Here is a 946-nt window from a genome sequence, read left to right on the forward strand (position 1 = left end):
GGGAGGCGCACGAGGTGGGCGAAGCGTTCGAAGCGCTGGCGTGGGACGACCACCTCGAATGGTGGAAGGGCGCGGCCGAGTTCGGGCCGGGTCGCCGGATCGACCTACATGTCGAGGCCGGCAACGATCCGGCCGCGTTTCGAGTTGCCGTGGTGCGGGCGCGGCCGATGTGGGATCGGCTTCGGGCCTCCGAGCAGACGGTGCGTGAGGTCGTGGCGGGCCAGCTGACCGCGGCACACAACGAGTTCTGTGATCCCGAGGACGAGGTCACGGAGGCACAGTTCGCGGAGCGGATGAGGCTGCTATCGGTCAGATTCAAGGTGACCGGCGTCGTCGAGTTGGTGTTCGCAGACCGCTCGCTATTGGGCGGTCACTGGATCGTGGTTCCGGTCGAGGCGGATGGGGCGGTGGGCGAGGTGATCACGGCAGGGTAGCAAAGCACGCCGAACCCGGCGCTGCACCTGACACCGCCATCTGATCTGGGACGCACTGCTCATCGGGACGGGCGGTGCCGGTGAGCTGTTCGTTCGGCAAGAGAGGTCTTCCGGGTGGACGATCGTCGGAAGAACGCGTACCGGTACCTGCTTTACTGGGCGATGCTCAACTTCCGGACGTTACAGGGCGCTGGTCCGCGCGGGTGGCGATCCTGGAGCCCGATCCACTGGCGTCGGGAAGCTCGGTGGGTGCGGTTTGCCGGTACCGTCGCCGACGCCCTGCACAACTTGGCCGTTTACTCGTCGGTCAACTTCCGAGGGTTCGATGAGGAGTGGTTCTGGCGGGACGTCGAGACGGTGCGGTCCCGTTTCCCGGAGTTCGCCTCCGCGGTAGGGTACTATCGGGAGTTGTTCGAGCGTCGCATCAGCCTTATCCCCGATGGCAGCAAAGACGCCGAACCCGGCGCTGCACCTGACACCGCCGGCTGATGTGTGACGCATTGCTGACTGTA

The 946-nt window shown here is 65.8% G+C and carries 2 protein-coding genes; both read left to right on the forward strand.

What is annotated here, in order from left to right:
- The coding region (locus tag R5W23_RS09250; RefSeq protein ID WP_320686086.1) for a DUF2262 domain-containing protein at window positions 1–434 on the forward strand (434 nt) is incomplete at its 5' end.
- Window positions 435–548: 114 nt separating this feature from the next.
- A complete protein-coding gene (locus tag R5W23_RS09255; protein WP_320686087.1) occupies window positions 549–923 on the forward strand; it encodes a hypothetical protein in 375 nt (124 codons plus the stop codon).
- Window positions 924–946 lie beyond the last annotated feature (23 nt).

The sequence above is a fragment of the Gemmata algarum genome (assembly GCF_034097035.1).
In the GTDB taxonomy this organism is placed as follows: Bacteria; Planctomycetota; Planctomycetia; order Gemmatales; family Gemmataceae; genus Gemmata; species Gemmata algarum.